The organism is Salinivibrio sp. ES.052, from assembly GCF_900141775.1.
Lineage (GTDB): Bacteria > Pseudomonadota > Gammaproteobacteria > Enterobacterales > Vibrionaceae > Salinivibrio.
In genome coordinates, this window is record NZ_FSRI01000001.1 from 608,014 (window position 1) to 625,622 (window position 17,609).

General features: G+C 47.8%; 15 protein-coding genes and 4 tRNA genes. 12 read left to right on the forward strand and 7 right to left on the reverse strand.

Going from position 1 to position 17,609, the window contains the following annotated elements; genetic code table 11:
- The first annotated feature begins 60 nt into the window (after positions 1-60).
- From fabF to ptsG, 7 genes are all read left to right on the forward strand, one after another.
- Entirely contained in the window at positions 61-1,299 is a 1,239-nt protein-coding gene (gene fabF, locus BUQ98_RS02805) for a beta-ketoacyl-ACP synthase II (protein WP_074212403.1), read from the forward strand.
- 110 nt (positions 1,300-1,409) lie between these two features.
- Positions 1,410-2,222: an aminodeoxychorismate lyase gene (gene pabC / locus BUQ98_RS02810; RefSeq protein WP_074212404.1), complete on the forward strand. Its 813-nt coding sequence runs from the start codon at positions 1,410-1,412 to the stop codon at positions 2,220-2,222.
- Entirely contained in the window at positions 2,216-3,232 is a 1,017-nt protein-coding gene (mltG, locus tag BUQ98_RS02815) for an endolytic transglycosylase MltG (RefSeq protein ID WP_074212405.1), read from the forward strand. The genes pabC and mltG overlap by 7 nt, the downstream gene beginning before the upstream one ends.
- Positions 3,229-3,870: a dTMP kinase gene (tmk, locus tag BUQ98_RS02820; protein WP_074212406.1), complete on the forward strand. Its 642-nt coding sequence runs from the start codon at positions 3,229-3,231 to the stop codon at positions 3,868-3,870. Before mltG ends, tmk begins: the two co-directional genes overlap by 4 nt.
- On the forward strand, positions 3,863-4,855 hold the full coding sequence (gene holB, locus BUQ98_RS02825; RefSeq protein ID WP_074212407.1) for a DNA polymerase III subunit delta': 993 nt from the start codon (positions 3,863-3,865) through the stop codon (positions 4,853-4,855). Before tmk ends, holB begins: the two co-directional genes overlap by 8 nt.
- Position 4,856: 1 nt before the next feature.
- Entirely contained in the window at positions 4,857-5,636 is a 780-nt protein-coding gene (locus BUQ98_RS02830) for a TatD family hydrolase (RefSeq protein ID WP_074212408.1), read from the forward strand.
- 612 nt (positions 5,637-6,248) lie between these two features.
- On the forward strand, positions 6,249-7,676 hold the full coding sequence (gene ptsG, locus BUQ98_RS02835) for a PTS glucose transporter subunit IIBC (RefSeq protein WP_074212409.1): 1,428 nt from the start codon (positions 6,249-6,251) through the stop codon (positions 7,674-7,676).
- Positions 7,677-7,751: 75 nt separating this feature from the next.
- Here the strand turns inward: ptsG and BUQ98_RS02840 are convergent, their stop codons facing one another.
- The 3 genes from BUQ98_RS02840 to BUQ98_RS02850 all read right to left on the reverse strand — a co-directional run bounded on the left by BUQ98_RS02840 (position 7,752) and on the right by BUQ98_RS02850 (position 10,408).
- Positions 7,752-8,657 (reverse strand): LysO family transporter, encoded by a 906-nt coding sequence (locus tag BUQ98_RS02840; protein ID WP_074212410.1) that lies wholly within the window; start codon positions 8,655-8,657, stop codon positions 7,752-7,754.
- A gap of 111 nt (positions 8,658-8,768) precedes the next feature.
- Entirely contained in the window at positions 8,769-9,692 is a 924-nt protein-coding gene (locus tag BUQ98_RS02845; RefSeq protein WP_074212411.1) for an HDOD domain-containing protein, read from the reverse strand.
- 128 nt (positions 9,693-9,820) lie between these two features.
- Complete coding sequence (locus BUQ98_RS02850; protein ID WP_139294616.1) at positions 9,821-10,408, reverse strand: LON peptidase substrate-binding domain-containing protein; 588 nt, start codon at positions 10,406-10,408, stop codon at positions 9,821-9,823.
- Between the two features lie 290 nt (positions 10,409-10,698).
- On the opposite strand from BUQ98_RS02850, the gene BUQ98_RS02855 reads away from it, so the two are divergent.
- The 5 genes from BUQ98_RS02855 to BUQ98_RS02875 all read left to right on the forward strand — a co-directional run bounded on the left by BUQ98_RS02855 (position 10,699) and on the right by BUQ98_RS02875 (position 11,943).
- Positions 10,699-11,286: a TfoX/Sxy family DNA transformation protein gene (locus BUQ98_RS02855; protein ID WP_074212413.1), complete on the forward strand. Its 588-nt coding sequence runs from the start codon at positions 10,699-10,701 to the stop codon at positions 11,284-11,286.
- Positions 11,287-11,529: 243 nt separating this feature from the next.
- A tRNA-Cys gene (locus tag BUQ98_RS02860) sits at positions 11,530-11,603 on the forward strand.
- Positions 11,604-11,628: 25 nt separating this feature from the next.
- Positions 11,629-11,705: transfer RNA gene (locus BUQ98_RS02865), tRNA-Met, on the forward strand.
- 35 nt (positions 11,706-11,740) lie between these two features.
- A tRNA-Gly gene (locus BUQ98_RS02870) sits at positions 11,741-11,816 on the forward strand.
- A gap of 40 nt (positions 11,817-11,856) precedes the next feature.
- Positions 11,857-11,943: transfer RNA gene (locus tag BUQ98_RS02875), tRNA-Leu, on the forward strand.
- Between the two features lie 162 nt (positions 11,944-12,105).
- On the opposite strand, the gene BUQ98_RS02880 is transcribed toward BUQ98_RS02875, so the two are convergent.
- From BUQ98_RS02880 to BUQ98_RS02895, 4 genes are all read right to left on the reverse strand, one after another.
- A complete protein-coding gene (locus BUQ98_RS02880) occupies positions 12,106-12,327 on the reverse strand; it encodes a FeoC-like transcriptional regulator (RefSeq protein ID WP_074212414.1) in 222 nt (73 codons plus the stop codon).
- Complete coding sequence (feoB, locus tag BUQ98_RS02885; protein ID WP_074212415.1) at positions 12,278-14,620, reverse strand: ferrous iron transport protein B; 2,343 nt, start codon at positions 14,618-14,620, stop codon at positions 12,278-12,280. Before feoB ends, BUQ98_RS02880 begins: the two co-directional genes overlap by 50 nt.
- Entirely contained in the window at positions 14,620-14,847 is a 228-nt protein-coding gene (locus tag BUQ98_RS02890) for a FeoA family protein (protein ID WP_021023136.1), read from the reverse strand. Before BUQ98_RS02890 ends, feoB begins: the two co-directional genes overlap by 1 nt.
- Before the next feature lie 231 nt (positions 14,848-15,078).
- Positions 15,079-17,454: a Lon protease family protein gene (locus BUQ98_RS02895; RefSeq protein WP_074212416.1), complete on the reverse strand. Its 2,376-nt coding sequence runs from the start codon at positions 17,452-17,454 to the stop codon at positions 15,079-15,081.
- Between the last annotated feature and the right edge of the window lie 155 nt (positions 17,455-17,609).

The window sequence follows — 17,609 nt, forward strand, 5'->3', positions numbered from 1 at the left end:
CGCCTGTGTTTTTTTTAGCTACTCTAAATTCCAAATTTATATTCTCCGGAGAATATCATCGTGTCTAAGCGTCGTGTTGTTGTGACTGGCATGGGTATGTTGTCACCCGTGGGTAACTCAGTTGAGTCTTCATGGAAAGCTCTGCTAGCCGGGCAAAGCGGTATTTCTGCGATTGAGCACTTTGATGCCAGTCACTTTGCCACTCAATTTGCCGGTATGGTGAAAGACTTCAATTGTGAAGACTACATGTCGAGAAAAGATGCACGAAAAATGGACTTGTTCATCCAATACGGTGTTGCTGCCAGTATTCAAGCCATTAAAGACTCCGGATTGCAAGTCGACGAACACAATGCACACCGTATTGGTGTGGCGATCGGATCAGGTATTGGTGGTCTTGGCCTGATTGAACAAAACCACCGTGCATTCATGGAAAAAGGCCCACGTAAGATTAGCCCTTTCTTTGTTCCCTCCACTATCGTCAATATGATTGCGGGCCATGTCTCGATTAATTATGGTATGCGCGGTCCAAATATATCAATTTCTACTGCTTGTACGACAGGTCTGCATAATATCGGCCATGCTGCGCGTATGATTGCGTTTGGTGATGCTGATGCAATGGTTGCGGGTGGCGCAGAAAAAGCGTCGACTGAACTGGGTATTGGCGGTTTTGCGGCGGCAAAAGCTTTGTCGACCCGTAATGATGATCCACAATCAGCCTCTCGCCCTTGGGATAAAGACCGTGACGGTTTTGTGCTAGGTGATGGCGCTGGAATCATGGTGCTCGAAGAATACGAGCACGCGAAGGCACGTGGGGCGGATATTTATTGTGAACTCGTCGGTTTCGGGATGAGTGGTGATGCCTACCACATGACCTCACCGAGTGAAGACGGTTCTGGTGCTGCATTGGCGATGGAAGCGGCAATTCGTGACGCTGGTATTTCCCCAGAGCAAATTGGCTACATTAATGCGCATGGCACCTCAACACCAGCAGGCGATGTGGCTGAGAGTAAAGCCGTTCGCCGTGCGATGGGTGAAGCTGCTGATAATGTCCTCGTTTCTTCAACGAAGTCGATGACTGGCCACCTTCTTGGCGCGGCAGGATCTGTCGAATCGATTATTACGGCGATGTCACTGATTGATCAAATCGTACCGCCAACCATTAACCTAGATAATGTTGATGAAGGCTGCGATCTCGATTATGTTCCACATCAAGCCCGTGACGTTAAAATGGATTACGCGTTGTGTAATTCATTTGGTTTTGGTGGAACAAACGGCTCCTTGATCTTTAAAAAGCTTTGATCTTACCGAGTTTACACACAGCGTAAAAAGAGTTTGATATAGTAACGGCCCGACTTGTCGGGCCGTTTTTTATTGCTGTTTTTTTGATTGTTGAGTATTGAGGTTAACGCATGCATTGGGTGAATGGACAACCCTGTCACGAGTTTGCCACTGCAGACCGAGGGCTACAGTTTGGTGATGGCTGTTTTACCACGGGCCATGTGTATCGTGGTGTATTACTTGATCGTGATGCACACATATTGCGTCTACAAGATACCTGTCAGCGTCTAGCGATTGAACAAGTAGATTGGACTGGGTTGGCTCAGACCCTTGAGCAAGCATGCTGGCACTCAACGAGTGAGCAAGCGCTAAAGGTGATTATCACTCGAGGCCAAGGCGGACGAGGTTACAGCCCACAAGGCTGTATTTCACCGACGGTTATTGTCAGTTTGCATCCTTTTCCGACCCACTATCGTGAGTGGCAACAGGAAGGCGTCAAGCTGGCTACAACACCAATACAGTTAGGCGCTTCTCCGCTCCTCGCTGGGTTAAAACATTTAAATCGATTAGAGCAAGTATTGTTAAAGCGTTCGCTGATCGACACCTCAGCGGATGATCTTGTTGTAACAGACGTATTCGGTCACTTGGTTGAAACGACTGCATCCAACCTTTTCTGGCGTAGCGGCCATGTGGTATACACTCCTTCACTGGACAATGCGGGTGTCGCGGGGCTGATGCGCGAAAAAATCATGGCTGTGATCGATGGATTACCCGATTATCAGTGCCAGACCGTTTCCTTGGGAGAGTCCGCACTCTGGCAAGCCGAGGAGGTATTTATCTCCAATACCTTGATGAAGGTGGTTCCAGTGAACGCCATTAATCAAACGGATTACCACACACATACGCTGACACAGGTATTACAACAGAGGTTAAATGCGTGCTAAAAAAGCGACTTTTGGGGATGATCAGTGTGATGATGATGCTGGTCTTGGTATCTGCAGCGATCGTAATGTGGCAGACGAAAGCATTCATCTCAACGCCTCTATCTATTCAAGCTCCCCAATTATTCACCGTGCCGGCAGGCGCGCATTATCATCGGATAATGGGGCAGTTTGAAGACAAAGGCTGGGTGGATGAAAGTGTATGGGCGAGGGTGGCACCACGGCTTTATCCTGAATTGACCCGTATTCAAGCGGGGACCTTTCAAATCGAGCCAGGACAGACCCTAGCACAAGTTTTTGCTAGCTTGCGCTCAGGCCAGCAATATCAAGATGTCATCACGTTTGTTGAGGGGAGTACTTTTGCTGAATGGCGTGCGCAAATTCAATCCGCCCCTCATCTGACGCAGACACTTCAGCCGTGGGATGAAAGCAACATTGCGCAACGCCTTGGTGTTAGCCGTAAAAAGTTAGAGGGCTTATTGCTTCCAGAGACCTACTCTTATGATGTGGGTAATACGGACCTATCACTACTGCAGCGGGCATCACGAGCGATGGAGGAAGTGACACAACAAGCGTGGGAGCAACGCACTGATGACTTACCCGTTGATACACCTTATGAATTGCTGATCCTAGCCTCCATTATTGAAAAAGAGACCGCTGTTGTCAGCGAGCGCAAAAAAGTCGCCTCTGTATTTGTTAACCGCCTGCGGCGAGGTATGCGTTTGCAAACTGATCCAACCGTTATTTATGGTATGGGTGATCAGTATGATGGCAATATCCGCAAGCGTGATCTACGTACGCACACGCCATACAATACCTATGTAATCAATGGGCTCCCCCCTACACCGATTGCGATGCCTGGCAAGGCAGCTATTTTTGCAGCGGCCCAGCCTGCGCAAACTGATTATTACTACTTTGTTGCCACTGGCAAAGGCGGGCATCAATTTTCCACGACATTAGCCGAGCACAATCGGGCGGTGCGTGATTATCTAAAAGTGTTGAAAAATCAATGAATAATCATTTTATCGTAGTAGAAGGTTTAGAAGGCGCCGGCAAAAGTACGGCGATTAGCCAAGTTAAACAAGTTCTGCATGATTTTGACATCGATGACGTTATTACTACGCGTGAACCCGGTGGCACCCCGCTTGCGGAACAGTTGCGAACCTTAGTTAAACAAGGTCACCCTGATGAGCCGCTAACTGACAAAGCCGAGTTATTGATGCTTTACGCTGCGCGTGTTCAGCTGGTCGAAAATGTGATTAAGCCAGCACTGGCAAGAGGGCAGTGGGTGATTGGGGATCGCCACGATATGTCGTCACAAGCTTATCAAGGTGGTGGACGCGGCATGGATACCTCACTCATGAAGAGTCTTAAAGACACCGTTCTTGGTGAGTTTTCACCTTCACTGACCTTATATATGGATATCGAGCCGGAAATAGGCTTGGCGCGAGCGCGTGGTCGTGGCGAGTTGGATCGGATTGAGAAGATGCAGATCGACTTTTTTGAGCGGACGAGGGCACGCTATTTAGCGCTAGCCCACCAGGATCCGAGTGTGGTGATCATTGATGCAAATCAACCGTTAGAAACGGTCACCGTGACGATTAAAACGGCATTAGTTAACTGGCTTAATCAACAAAAACGCTATGAATGAGTCTGCAATCGCCAATCATCAAGCCCCTTTTGTCTTCCCGTGGTTTGAACCGGTTTGGGCACACTGGCAACAATTATTATCTAGCGCTCGCTTTCCTCATGCGGTGTTACTGTCCGCGCCGCCGGGAAGTGGTCGACGTGCGATGGCCAGCCAACTTGCTAAGGTGCGTTTGTGTAAATCGCAAACCGATAACGCCTGTGGGCATTGTCATAGTTGTCAGTTATTTGATGCCGGCAATCACCCTGATTTGCATTGGCTAGCACCTGAAAAAACGGGTAAGCAGATAGGCATTGATGCGATCCGAAAGGTGCAACGTCAAGCAATAGAGACGTCACAGTTGGGCGGGGCACGTTTTATTGTGATTGAACGCGTAGAAAGTCTTGGTGAGGCGGCGGCCAATGCGCTGTTGAAATCGCTCGAAGAGCCACCAGCAGGGTGTTATTTTGTGTTGTTGACAGATTCATTAGATAGTTTACTGGCAACCATCATAAGCCGTTGCAGTGTGTGGAAAGCCCCACAGCCAGACGGTGAATCTGCTAAATATTGGATTGAGCAAGCACTGAAATGTTCCGTTCCTGATCATGCGGTCGGTCTATTCCGGGGGGCACCGCTAGCTGCGCGTGACTTTGTGGCATCGGGAGGGTTAGAGCATCACCATGCTGTGATCAATGGTTTTACCACCTACGTGAAGACCCACGTGGGCTTGTTTGATACCTTAGCGGTATTGACCTCACACTATCCCGCCTCGTTAGATTGGCTCAGCTACTTTCTTCTCGACGTGCTTAAATGGCGACAAGGGGCACAACATGCGATTGTGCACAGTTACCATCATCAGCAAGTTGCTGATGTGGCTAATCTCATGGGTACGCAGCAGACCCATATGGCATTACGACAATTACACCAGCTGCAGCGCCAGCTACAAACTCATACTGGGCTAAATACCGAATTGGTGCTTAGCCAATGGCTATTATCGATTGGAGAATAACGTGTTAATAGACTCTCATTGCCATCTCGACAAACTGGATTATGATTCGTTGCACCAGAATGTTGCCGATGTTTTGGAGAAAGCGCAGGCAAGGGGCGTCGATTATTTTCTCTCCGTTGGCGTGACGCTAGATAGCTTCCCGGCGATGCTCGAGATGATCCGACCTTACCCACATGTTTTCGCCTCGTGTGGCGTGCATCCTCTGGATATCGAAAATGGCTTCGATTATGACCGATTGAAAGCCCTTGCGGCCGATGAACGCGTCGTGGCAGTGGGAGAGACGGGGCTTGATTACCATTATCAGCCTGAACTGGCTGAACAGCAGCAAGCGATTTTTCGTCAGCATGTCCGTCTCGCGGTTGAGCTCAACAAGCCTTTGATTATTCATACACGTGCCGCGCGTGAAGATACCCTTGCTATCTTGCGCGAGGAAGGCGCAGAGCGCGTTGGCGGTGTGCTACACTGCTTTACAGAAAGCTATGAAATGGCAGAAGCGGCGATTGAGCTTGGCTTCTACATATCTATCTCTGGGATTGTGACCTTTAATAAAGCCACGGAGCTTAAAGATGTGGTGCGACGCATACCGCTTGAGCGCTTGCTAGTTGAGACAGACTCGCCTTATTTGGCCCCTGTTCCACATCGTGGTAAACAAAATCAGCCTGCGTATGTCAAAGAAGTCGCTGAGTATGTGGCGATGTTAAAAGGTGAGTCGGTTGAGACTGTCTGTGATGTCACTAGCAGAAACTTTTTTGCACTTTTTTCGAGCGCAAATCCTCTGTAATTCAACAAGCCCGATGGTTCGATCGGGCTTTTTCCCTCTCTGTTTTTGCTGTTACACGGCGAGTATAAAAACCGACTCTTTTTATGCCGTTTAGCCTCATCGTCCACAGACTTTTCTGGTTATTTTTTTGTCTATTTTTGGTCATGTTTGCGTCAATTTAGCGCGTTAATATGGGTGAAAATAGAGTATTGATCTGACGCAATAAAATACATATCTATATGAAAAATAATAAATAAAATGCTTTTTTCACTTTGTATTACGCGCTGTATTAATTTGTTACGTGAAATAACTTTGTTAGGATCGACGTTGATATTTTTTTAATCTATCGCTTTACGCCATTCCGATAAGATAATTCTTTTTTTATTAAATAGTTATGACAATTTTTGCTGTTTTTGTCGTCAATCCTAATTGTGATCTATATTTACTTTTTAATCAGTAGAATCGTCACTGATAGGCAAGGTGATGATTAGCACCTTATAGTTTGGGTGAGTTCAATAATCACAAATCGTCTGTGCTCTAGGCGCCTGTTGTTTCGAGTGACCTCTCGCGAGGGAACTGAAAGGTAAGTCTACAGAGACACATTGTTAAACGTCCTTGTCAGGAGCAAGAACTATGTCAAAAAACCTCTTTGCAAATCTGCAAAAAGTCGGTAAGGCGCTGATGCTACCAGTATCTGTGCTTCCGGTTGCAGGTATACTCTTGGGTGTTGGTGCTGCCAACTTTAGCTGGATGCCAGATATTGTTTCTCAAATGATGGAACAAGCTGGTGGGTCTGTATTTGGTCAGATGGCCTTGCTGTTTGCTGTGGGTGTTGCCCTTGGCTTTACCAACAATGATGGTGTTTCGGGTCTGTCTGCGATTGTCGGTTATGGCATCATGGTGGCAACGCTTGATGTGATGGCACCGGTTATGGGCGCTGACGTCATCAAGACAGGGGTACTTGGCGGTATTCTTTCTGGTGCTGTTGCCGCGTGGACCTTTAATCGTTTCTACACGATTCAACTGCCTGACTACCTTGGCTTCTTTGCCGGTAAACGGTCGGTGCCAATCATTACCGGTTTCATCTCTATTGCGCTTGGTGTGATCCTTTCTGTTATCTGGCCACCAATTGGCAGTGGTATCGCCTCTTTCTCTCACTGGGCTGCGACACAAGATCCTGTCACTGCATTTGGTATCTATGGTGTCGTCGAGCGTGCACTTATCCCATTCGGTTTGCACCACATCTGGAACGTACCTTTCTTCTATGAAGCGGGTAGCTGTGTGAACAATGCGGGCGAGCAAGTCAATGGTATTATGACCTGCTTCTTGACCGCGAACGATGTCACCCGTGAAGCAGGCAATGGCTTTGGTCAGCTTGCCGGTGGTTATTTGTTCAAAATGTTCGGTCTGCCAGCGGCGGCGTTTGCTATCGCGCACTCTGCTAAGCCAGAGAACCGTGCCAAAATCATGGGTATCATGGCATCAGCAGCACTGACTTCGTTCTTAACCGGTATTACTGAACCTATCGAGTTCTCGTTCCTGTTCATCGCGCCCGTACTTTACGGTATCCACGCGCTTATGGCAGGCGCGGCGTATGTCCTGACTAACGCACTGGGTGTTGTTCATGGTCACACCTTCTCGAACGGCTTTATTGACTTTATCGTCCAAATGCCACGCGCTGAGAACGTCACCACATTGGTGCTCCTGGGTCTTGCTTATGGTGTGCTGTACTACATCGTGTTCCGTGTTGTGATTCGTACTCTCGATCTGAAAACACCGGGTCGTGAAGACGAAACCATTGAAACATCAACGGCAACGGGCTCAGAGCTTGCGGGTGACTTGGTTGCAGCCTTCGGTGGTAAAGATAATATTACCGGTCTGGATGCATGTATTACACGTCTACGTGTTTCGGTTGCGGATACTGAAATTGTTGACCAAGACAAGCTGAAGCAACTCGGTGCCGCGGGCGTGGTTGTGGTATCGGGTGGCGTACAAGCTATCTTTGGTACCAAATCAGATAACCTGCGTACTGAAATGGATAACTGGATGCGCGCGCAGTAATCTCTTGGGATGCTTCGCGACATATAAAGGGGTAGCATAATGCTACCCCTTTTTTATTGGATGATATCTGAATCGTTAAGCCCCTAAGGAGAGGAAGAACAACATCAGTATTGGGACCAGCAAGCTGAGAATAAAGCCACTGACAATCGCAATAGGTACACAGCGAATGCCACCAGTGCTTTGAATGATCGGTAAGGTGAAATCCATGGCGGTGGCGCCGCCATAACCAATCGCGGTGAGCGGGTAGCGACGGATTAACATGGGAATGATCATAATCGCCACTAATTCGCGGGCGAGCTCGAGAATGAATGAAGCCCCGCCATAGACAGGACCTAAACCGTCGCCCATTAAGATCCCCGCCAACGAATACCAACCAAAGCCGGATGCCATCGCCAATCCGTGATGATAGGGAATATCGAGCCACCAAGCCGCTAAAAGCCCTCCCGGTAACGAGGTCACAACCACAAGCGCAGCAATCATCAATCCACTTTTATTGAGGATAATTTGTTTCAGTGTCATGCCACTGTTGCGCAGCTGAATACCAATCAGTAAGAGTAAAAGTAATAAAATTCCCTCACTGGCCGTATCGACCCAAGAAAGATCTTGGTTGAGTAAGAGCCCCACTACCAAGCCAACTACCACCGCGGCGATAAGCTTGCCTGATTCTGACATCATGGCACCTAGTGTCAGCTTATGTTGGTGTCCGTGGGTTTCGGTCGGGAGAAGTTTATCGAGAATCGGAAGAGCAAGTAGGTTCGCCGCCCCGATACAGACAAAGAAAGTGACTGCAAAATATAAAATGGTGGAAATATGCTGCCCTAAGTTATCCAGCCCCGCGAGACTTAAGCCCATCAATACTAAGATCACCATCACCAGCCGCATGGTGAGGGTATTCACTGCGTTGAGGTAGCGCTCCTGCTTAAGGGGGATCAAATAGCCGATAATAAGCGGCGAGAAGATGAGTAACATCCCTGAAAACATCTGATTTAGCTCGGTGTTAAGAAAGTAGAGCTTGAGGTTATCAATCGGTTAATAGGCGGGTCAATAAAATCAGACAAAGGTGGCCCTGTATCGTGCCACCAGATGTAAATATTAAATACTACTTGCTTCGATCACTTGATTGAGTTGGCGAGAAAACTCGTGATCATCAAGGTTTGATAGTTCATATAACGCGTCGGCACCGGAGGCAGTGATTTCAACGTCATGTTCCTCAATAGCATCATCATTGCGCCGAAACATCAGCAGGTGGTTAGCCATTCTTGCCACATCAAGATAGGTAATGTCAGGGCGCGGCTTCGTGTAGAGCTTGTTATTAATGGCAACTTCAATGAAGTCACGATCAAATTGCCATTGTTTCAGTACTAACCGACTGCAATCGCCGGCGAGAGAGAAAAAGACTTGTTCCGCGATATCAAATTTAAGGTAGTGTCCTTGATTAACGAATCGCTGAAACTCGCCAATCACACAATATAAACCGATATCGGCGAGTAAACCAACAATCAAGGCTTTCTCTGGCTCTATTGCTAAAGGCTCGTCGCAGTAGTTTCTCACTGTTTGTGTGACTAATGCCATGGCAGCTGCAAACTCGCGTGATCGTTGAGCGCTGTGTTTCAGCAGGGCGTTGCATTCACGTGAAAACATCGCATCACTTTTTAACTGGTAAATGGCCGTTGCGGTAATGATACCTAACACGCGATCAACCCCAAGTCGAGAAACGGCAGTTTGAATATTCTTGCACTGGCCCGTCGCCCTTGGAGCAAACAGGGCAGAGTTCGCCGCTTTAAGTACCGCACCAGATAAGCTCGGATCTTCCATTAAGAGAAGCGCAATATCTCGCATTGTAGTATCAGCTTGCTGACTCGCGCGTTGTATCGACAGAATGGTGTCCGGTAAAGGGGGGAGGGTAAGGCGGTTGACGCGTACGGTTTCGACAGCACGTTTATAAAATTCGGTTTCGAGGGAGCGCAAATATTTATCGCGATCCGGGGAAACCCAGAAAAATGACAGATGATCCATAAGTCCCGATAGTGTGTGTCACCAAGCAGCATAGTAATACGGCCAAAAGCAAAATAGAACGGCCTTTGACTGGATCAGTGAGCCTGGTTGAATCTTTAGTGATAGTTTAAACACCCAATGACTCGCGCCTATTCTTGGTCAATAAGCGGGTAGCGCAGTAGTCTATCAATAAACTCGGCCACTAATAAGGCGTTAGGTTGTGAGAGTAACAATTGTTTTTGTTTTACCTCAATCGGTAAGAGTTCTAACCAACGTAAACATACCCAGCAGGTGTCATCGTATTGGGTTAACTGAAAATGGTCATGTCGTCCAGGGTTAGATCGATAGTACTGTTTCAGCTTATCACTGAGGTAAGCATAATGATCAGGAAGAGGTTGCCGTTGCCACTGCGGTAAAGGAGCATGATGAGCGATGTTAACATCGCCGTTTATTACTTCGATGGTGTCAACTTTAACATTTTCAATTCCTTGTAATGTCAGAGCGATTTGCTGGGGCCCGTAATGATTAAAGTCGGCGACGTGACATAAAGTCACAATGGGGGAAATGGCATTCGGACGGTGATCCGCTTCGGCTTCATTTTTCATCGCGACCAAAAGCTGTGGCGGATCGCCAGCGTGTGGTAGTGCATTCAAATAGAAGGACTCAGTGACCACATAGGTATGTAACCCGCCTGGTAATAAATGGTTGGCCTCAATCAATATGGGATGCATCGACATACCCTTTCTCCGCCCATCGTTATCTTATTTACCAATTTAGCGCACTCACCACCAAAGATTAAACCGTGGTAAGCCAGAGACTTTATTTAATTGAAAAAAAATGTGTTTCGTAAATGTGACAAAGTCCGCACTAAAATAGTGGTCTATGTAATGAGGAGTGATCAAATGCATAGTATTTCATATCAATCTGATGCATCCTTCTGTCTGAAATAATCATGCACTATGACTAACTTATCAGTCAAATAATGAGTGTTCATCATTCACGATTCGGGGATTAGGGAGAACCTTTGATGGAGAAACAGTTTAGAGCCCAAGTAATGACTTTTTTAAATAACTTTGGTGATATGGAGCTACGCTCAATGTTTGGTGGTACCGGTTTTTTCTATCAGGGCGCCATGTTTGCGCTGCTGACCGGTAAACGATTTTATCTTCGTGGCGGTAGTGTGTTGAGTAACGATTTGCTCGAAAAAGGGTGCGATAAATTTGTCCATGTAAAGAAAAGCTCATCTGCCGTCGTGAATTATTATGATGTGACTGAGCTACATATAAGCGGACACCCCGATCTAAATGAATTGACTGAGCGATCTCTGGCACAGGCAGTGAATGATAAAGCCCGTAAAACCTGCGGCAATTACCGTCGTTTGCGTGATTTACCTAATCTTCGATTGACAATAGAACGTATGTTAAAGAAATCGGGCGTCGAGGATGTATCCACGTTTTATAGTATGGCGCCAGAGGAGATGTTTCGTCGTTTACAAGTAACACATGGTAAAGATGTCGATTTATGTCTTCTTTGGAAACTAGCTGGTGCTCAGCAAGGTCGACATTGGAAGCTCATTGAGCAAGATGAGCGTGAACGCCTATTATCTGCAGTCTAATCCTCCTTTTATGGCGTGAGTGCCACCCTCTATAGGTTGTATAGGTTGGCACTTTTTTGTTAGAGCAAGGCATCCAACTGTTTTATTCCACCTTATATCGCGTGAATTTTGGTCAAGAGAGTGGTAGAAATGTGATGTTTGAATAAATAATCGACGGTTAAACCTCAAAACGATAATTTTTGCGTGACAGTGAGAAAGAATTATGTAGAATTCAAACCACTTAGCCGAGAGGTGAAGCGCGAAGGCGCGTTGGCAGAGTGGCTATGCAGCGGATTGCAAATCCGTGGACCTCGGTTCGACTCCGGGACGCGCCTCCATGAAACTCTGGCTGGTATAAACGGACGCGGGATGGAGCAGTTTGGTAGCTCGTCGGGCTCATAACCCGAAGGTCGGCGGTTCAAATCCGTCTCCCGCAACCAATTTTTAAAGCGTATTGCAACGCTTAATTGCATAGGCGACATTAGCTCAGCTGGTAGAGCGCGACCTTGCCAAGGTCGAGGTCACGAGTTCGAACCTCGTATGTCGCTCCAAATTAAAAACAGTGGCGTAAGCGGCTGAAAAGAATTGCGTGCCCCGGTGGTGGAATTGGTAGACACAAGGGATTTAAAATCCCTCGACGTTCGCGTTGTGCCGGTTCAAGTCCGGCCCGGGGCACCATCATTAAGCAAAACGGCGACCATTATGGTCGCCGTTTTTGTTTGTCTTCAATAATTAATCGGTTTTTCTATACAACACTTCGTCTATAAACCCCGCCTTCCATAAAAAAGAAGAGGCAGCCAATGGCAACTGCTTTCTTGTTAATAGATAAACATACTGGCGCTATACCATACTCAAGCACTGTATTTCGTTAGCGTGCGCTAAACGGTACTGTATATCCTGGTTTCCCTGGCAAGCACATTGGCGGATTATGACGCCACGCTTGATCCAGGTTTCCATCATCGCCTCAACCCCATCGGGACTGAGGCCATAGGTGTTGGCAAGCTCGCGTCGACTAATGACACCCGCCTGAATGACACTGGTTTTGAGCTTTTGTAGGATCATAATAGGTCTCCTTAAACCAATGAGGGTGACGACCGATATAGCGCATGAATGCAACCACACCAATGAAAAGGACAGAGAAACTGATAATGTACGTCGTTGCTTGTGTGGTTGAGACGCCGAGCTGACTGATTTGAAAACAAAGGATGGCGCCGCTACTGGCTAAAAGCATTGACCACCCGGCAATAAACAACGCGAAACGACGGCCAAATTCGCGCGTATAGGCTCCCATGGCAGCGACACAGGGAGTATAAAGTAAGATCACGATGAGGTAGGCCATCACACTCGCTGTGGAGCTGAACTGGCGATGTAGATTATCAAACGTGGTCATGCTGACTTCTTGCGCTTGGGCGGCCACTTCGGTGTTTTCAATATCACCGACACTGATGGCAAGTGGATCTGAATAATCAATGCCAAATAAATTGGCAGGAATACTTTGGACGGCCTCGACCAGAGCATCGCGCATGGAACCGTCTTCCTCTACCGCCTCTGTCGGTGCATAGAGGTTATTTAATGTTCCGACAACCGCCTCTTTAGCAAATAAACCGGTCACTAACCCCACGGTGGCAGGCCAGTTATCTTTCTCGATACCAATAGGGGCGAGAGCCGGCGTGACAATTTGCGCAGCTTTGGATAAGACTGACGATTCACTGTCTTCATGACCGAAAGTACCATCGGTCCCGAGTGAATTAAAGAAAGTTAAGATGGTCACCACTATCACAATGGTTTTTCCTGCGCCCAACACGAAACGACGTAGCTTTTGCCAAGTATTGTTCATGATATGGCGTAAACGGGGCAGCTCGTAGTCCGGCAGTGTCATCAATAGGCTTTCACTTTGGCCCGGGTATAGGGTGTGGCGCAAGATTAAGCCAGTGAGCACGGCTGCTGCAATGCCGAGTAAGTAGAGAGCAAATACCAGGTTTTGTCCGTTTTGCGGAAAGAAAGCTGCAGCAAACAACGCGTAAACTGGGAGACGTGCGCCGCATGACATAAAGGTGGCCATCGCTGCAGCGGTTTTGCGCTCGTGAACTTGCTCTAGCGTACGTGTTGCCATGACGGCAGGCACCGTACAACCAAAGCCGAGGATCAGTGGCACAAACGCTTTACCTGGTAAGCCAATTTTTTGCATCAAACCATCGAGTAAAAAGGCAGCACGAGCCATATAACCCGTGCTTTCTAATACGGTTAAAAACAAATATAGGCCCGCGATGACAGGAATAAAGGTCGCAACGGTCTGTATCCCTCCTCCCACGCCATCAGCAAGCAGCGTCACGATTGCCACTGGCAATACACCGTCAAGAAGCTGGTGGGTGCCATCGACTAAAACAGCACCCGCGGCAATATCAAAAAAGTCGATAAAGGCGCCGCCAATACTGATCGCAAAGACAAACATGGCGTACAGAACAGCGAGTAAAATAGGCAGCGATAAAAAAGGGTTGAGGATCACCTTGTCGAGTTTTTCGGTTTTGTTGCGGCTTAAGTGACGATGCTCACGCCGTGTGTTATGCACCAGATCGCGAATATAGCTGTAGCGCGTATCGGCAATAAGAATGTCGGTATCTTGTCCTGCCAGTGATAGACAAGCCTTGGAAAATGACACTTGTAGAGAGGCATCATTACCATCAGGTAAACGACCTCGTTCGAGACATTCCAGCAAATGGGCGCGTTGATTCACTTGTGCCGCTGCCGTGCCCGTAAATGGGCCGCCAAGGTGGGTTTGGATCCATGCTTCGATATGCTCACCATAGTTCAACTGCATGGCGTCGCTGTGGGGAAGGTGGGTCACCATGTGAGTGAGCTGATGGCGGAAAGTCGCCACGCTGTCGGGTTGGCATGCGGTCACGGTAAGAACAGGACAACCCAGCCATTCTTGTAGCTTCCCGGTATCGAGTTGTTGTCCGTTGCGATCCAATAGATCCATCTTATTGATCAACACAATCATGGGGACGCCGCGTTCGCGTAACTGTAAGGTAAGGTACAGCCCACGTTCGAGACTATTGGCATCCAGCACATTGATGATGACATCACAGTCGCGACTATCAATCGAATGCGTCGCGATCTGTTCGTCTAGACTGGCATCAAAACCTGCATTTAGCGCGTATAAACCGGGTAAATCGGTAATGTCACACTCTGTCTTATCATTCACTGTCTGATTGAGCGTGAACTGGCCGACTTTCTTATCGACGGTGACGCCAGCCCAGTTGCCGACTTTTTGGCGAGAGCCGGTCAATGCATTAAATAACGTGGTTTTGCCGCAGTTTGGGTTACCGGCCAGAAGAATGCGTTTTTTTTCCATCACAGTGTCTCCACATCAATCAATTTGGCAACATCACGACGCACCACGAGTTGTTCGTTATCGAGCCGGATTTGCAATGGGTCCCCAAGCGGCGCGCGCCGAACCAGCTCAACAGCGGTGCCAGGAATTAATCCCATAACGGCAAGGCGATGACGGATAACTGCGGGCACATGATGGACACTGGTAATACGCGCGGACTGACCGCGACCAAGCGTTGACAGTTTCATAGTGCGAGATCCAAATAAGAATGGTTTTCATTGCATATTACGCTTAAAGGGGGTTGTTTTTTTTGCGTCGGATCAAGCTATGGTGAAAGTGAACAACGTGATTACTGCCACTGCGGCAGTTCCACTGCAGCAAATAATATCATGGGGGATGACGATACTGATGCCATATAAAGAACAATAAAAAGCGGCCAGTATTGGCCGCTGTCAAAGGAAGTCGGAATGAAGCGAAGACTAACTTGAGGAAGCCTGATGCGCATCGCGCTGACTATTTAGTTTGTCTATTGCAATCGTTAATAACCCGTTAGGGGCTTTTCCGTCCGGGCCAAACCCTGCTTTCTCCCCTGATAAAAGCGAGAGTGCTTCACTGACATGCGACACCGCATAAATATGGAATTCGCCTTTTTCAACTGCCAGCACGACGTCTTTCCGTAGCATTAAATTTTGCACATTCGCGGCTGGAATGATGACGCCTTGGTCACTACTGGGGCCTTTAAGCGTACAGACATCGAAGAAGCCCTCAATTTTTTCATTTACGCCACCAATTGGCTGTGCTTCCCCAAATTGATTCATTGATCCTGTAATAGCGATATCTTGGCGGAGTGGCGCTTCGGTAATGGCAGAAAAGATCGCACAAAATTCGGCCATCGACGCACTGTCACCGTCGACCCCGCCATAAGATTGCTCGAAGGTGAGATGGGTTTTCAGCGGGATTTTATCGGTTTTCCCTAATAAGGTTGCAAGGTAGGCGGATAAGATCATCACGCCTTTGGAGTGAATGCGGCCCCCTAGCTTCACACTGCGCTCAATATCGAGTACTTCGCCTTCTCCAAACGCGGTGGTTGCGGTAATGCGGTTGGGCAAGCCAAAGCTGTAATCAGAGGTGCTCAGCACCGACAGGCCATTGATTTGCCCCAACGCTGAGCCTTGAGTGTTGATGAGGGTCACCCCGTTTTCCACATTTTGCATCATGCTGTCGCGTAAGCGACTAACACGCATATTGCGGCTCGCGAGTGCCTTTTCTACGTGCAAAGCACCAATACTGTTTGCTTTAGCGTGTGTTGCCCAATAGTTTGATTCACGCAGAAGATTGGCGATATCTGCTGAGTGAAGGGATAAACGGTTTTGATCCTCGGCTTGTCTTGCACTGTGTTCGATAATGCGGGCGATGGCACTACGGCTGCAGTGTAGGAGATCGCCATCATGAATAATGCTCGAAATAAATTTGGCGTATTGTTGCTCGGTGCTCTCGGTTCGAGGCATGTCATCTTCAAAATCTGCAGTTACCCGGAACAGTTCGCTAAACTCAGCATCATAGCGCTGCAAGAGCTGATAGGTCTGATAATCGCCAAACAAGATGATTTTTACATCAAGGGGAATAGGGGCAGGATCGAGTGACACGGTTCCGCTTAACGTCACTTCTCGCTCTAGTGCGCTAACGCTTAACTGACGGCTACTCAGTGCACGTTTAATCCCATCCCATACATACGGTTTTTCTAACACCTTAATGGCATCCATCAGCAATACGCCCCCGTTTGCGCGATGGAAGCTGCCTGAACGAATCAACGAAAAATCAGTAAATACGGTGCCTTTGAACGTTGCGTTCTCAACATAGCCAAATAAGTTGTGGTAGCTGGGACTATCCTCGACGATAATCGGCGCATGAGTGTCTTTTTGGCTGACTAAGACATTCACTTGATAACGACGAGGCAGTTTTTTATCCAGTGCGGCGTAGGCGAGCGCTGCTTGGTCTTCGCTATCTTCTAAGAAGATATCCAGGTGCTCAAGCATATCGGTCTGCATCGTATCGAGAAATTCGCTGACCTCGGGCAGTTGGGCATAGTTTTTTTTCAATGGTGCCATGTGTACGGCAATGACGTCTTGGGCGATATCTTCATCGAGCGCTTGTTGTTTTTCCGCGTATTCCGATTCCCATTCGCCAAGCTGGCGGACAATGCCACGTAATTCCGTTTCCAGTTTATCAATCACTTTACCGAAGGCGACTTGGTCTTCTTGCGATAGTGCGTCAAAGGTGTCTTCAGTATGTGGCTCTTCGCCGTTAAGGGCGACGAATTGATAATCGCCTTGTGGGGTAATGGTCAGGCTCACACTGTTTTTTTCTGCCGTATCGCTTAATCCTTGTAATACGGTTTGTTGACGCTCAGTGAGTTGATCTTTCAGCGTTTCGGCTCGCTGATAGTACATTTCGTTATCAAATGCCAAGGGCAGCGCACTGGCTAACTTGCTCATGAGTTGTTCAATGTGTTTTTTTAATTCGAAGCCTTTTCCGGCTGGCAGCTTGAGGACTTGTGGTGCGCGAGCATCTTGGAAATTAGCGACATAACACCAGTCATAAACCGGTGAGTCGTTATGCCAATGTTGATTGAGATAGCGCATCATCATGGTGCGTTTACCAAGGCCGTTCTGGCCAATGGCGTAAATGTTGTAGCCTTTTTCTTTGATTGACATAGCAAACTCGACCGCATGACGAGCACGATCTTGGCCAACGATTTCATCGAGCGGCGCAAGGTGTTTGGTCGACGTGATGTCACTGTGCTTTAAACTGGATTCACGATACAAACGATCGCTGGTGACTTGCGTGATAGCCATAGCCCTTCCCATATTGGCATCTTAATCGGTTACTACTTTCAGTGTAGCGACTGTAAGTGATTGTTTTAGTGAACTCGGTGGAGAAAGCTGTGATGGGGTCACAATTTTAAACTGTCTGATGATTTAATGAACAAAGCGGGCCGTTAGACCCGCCT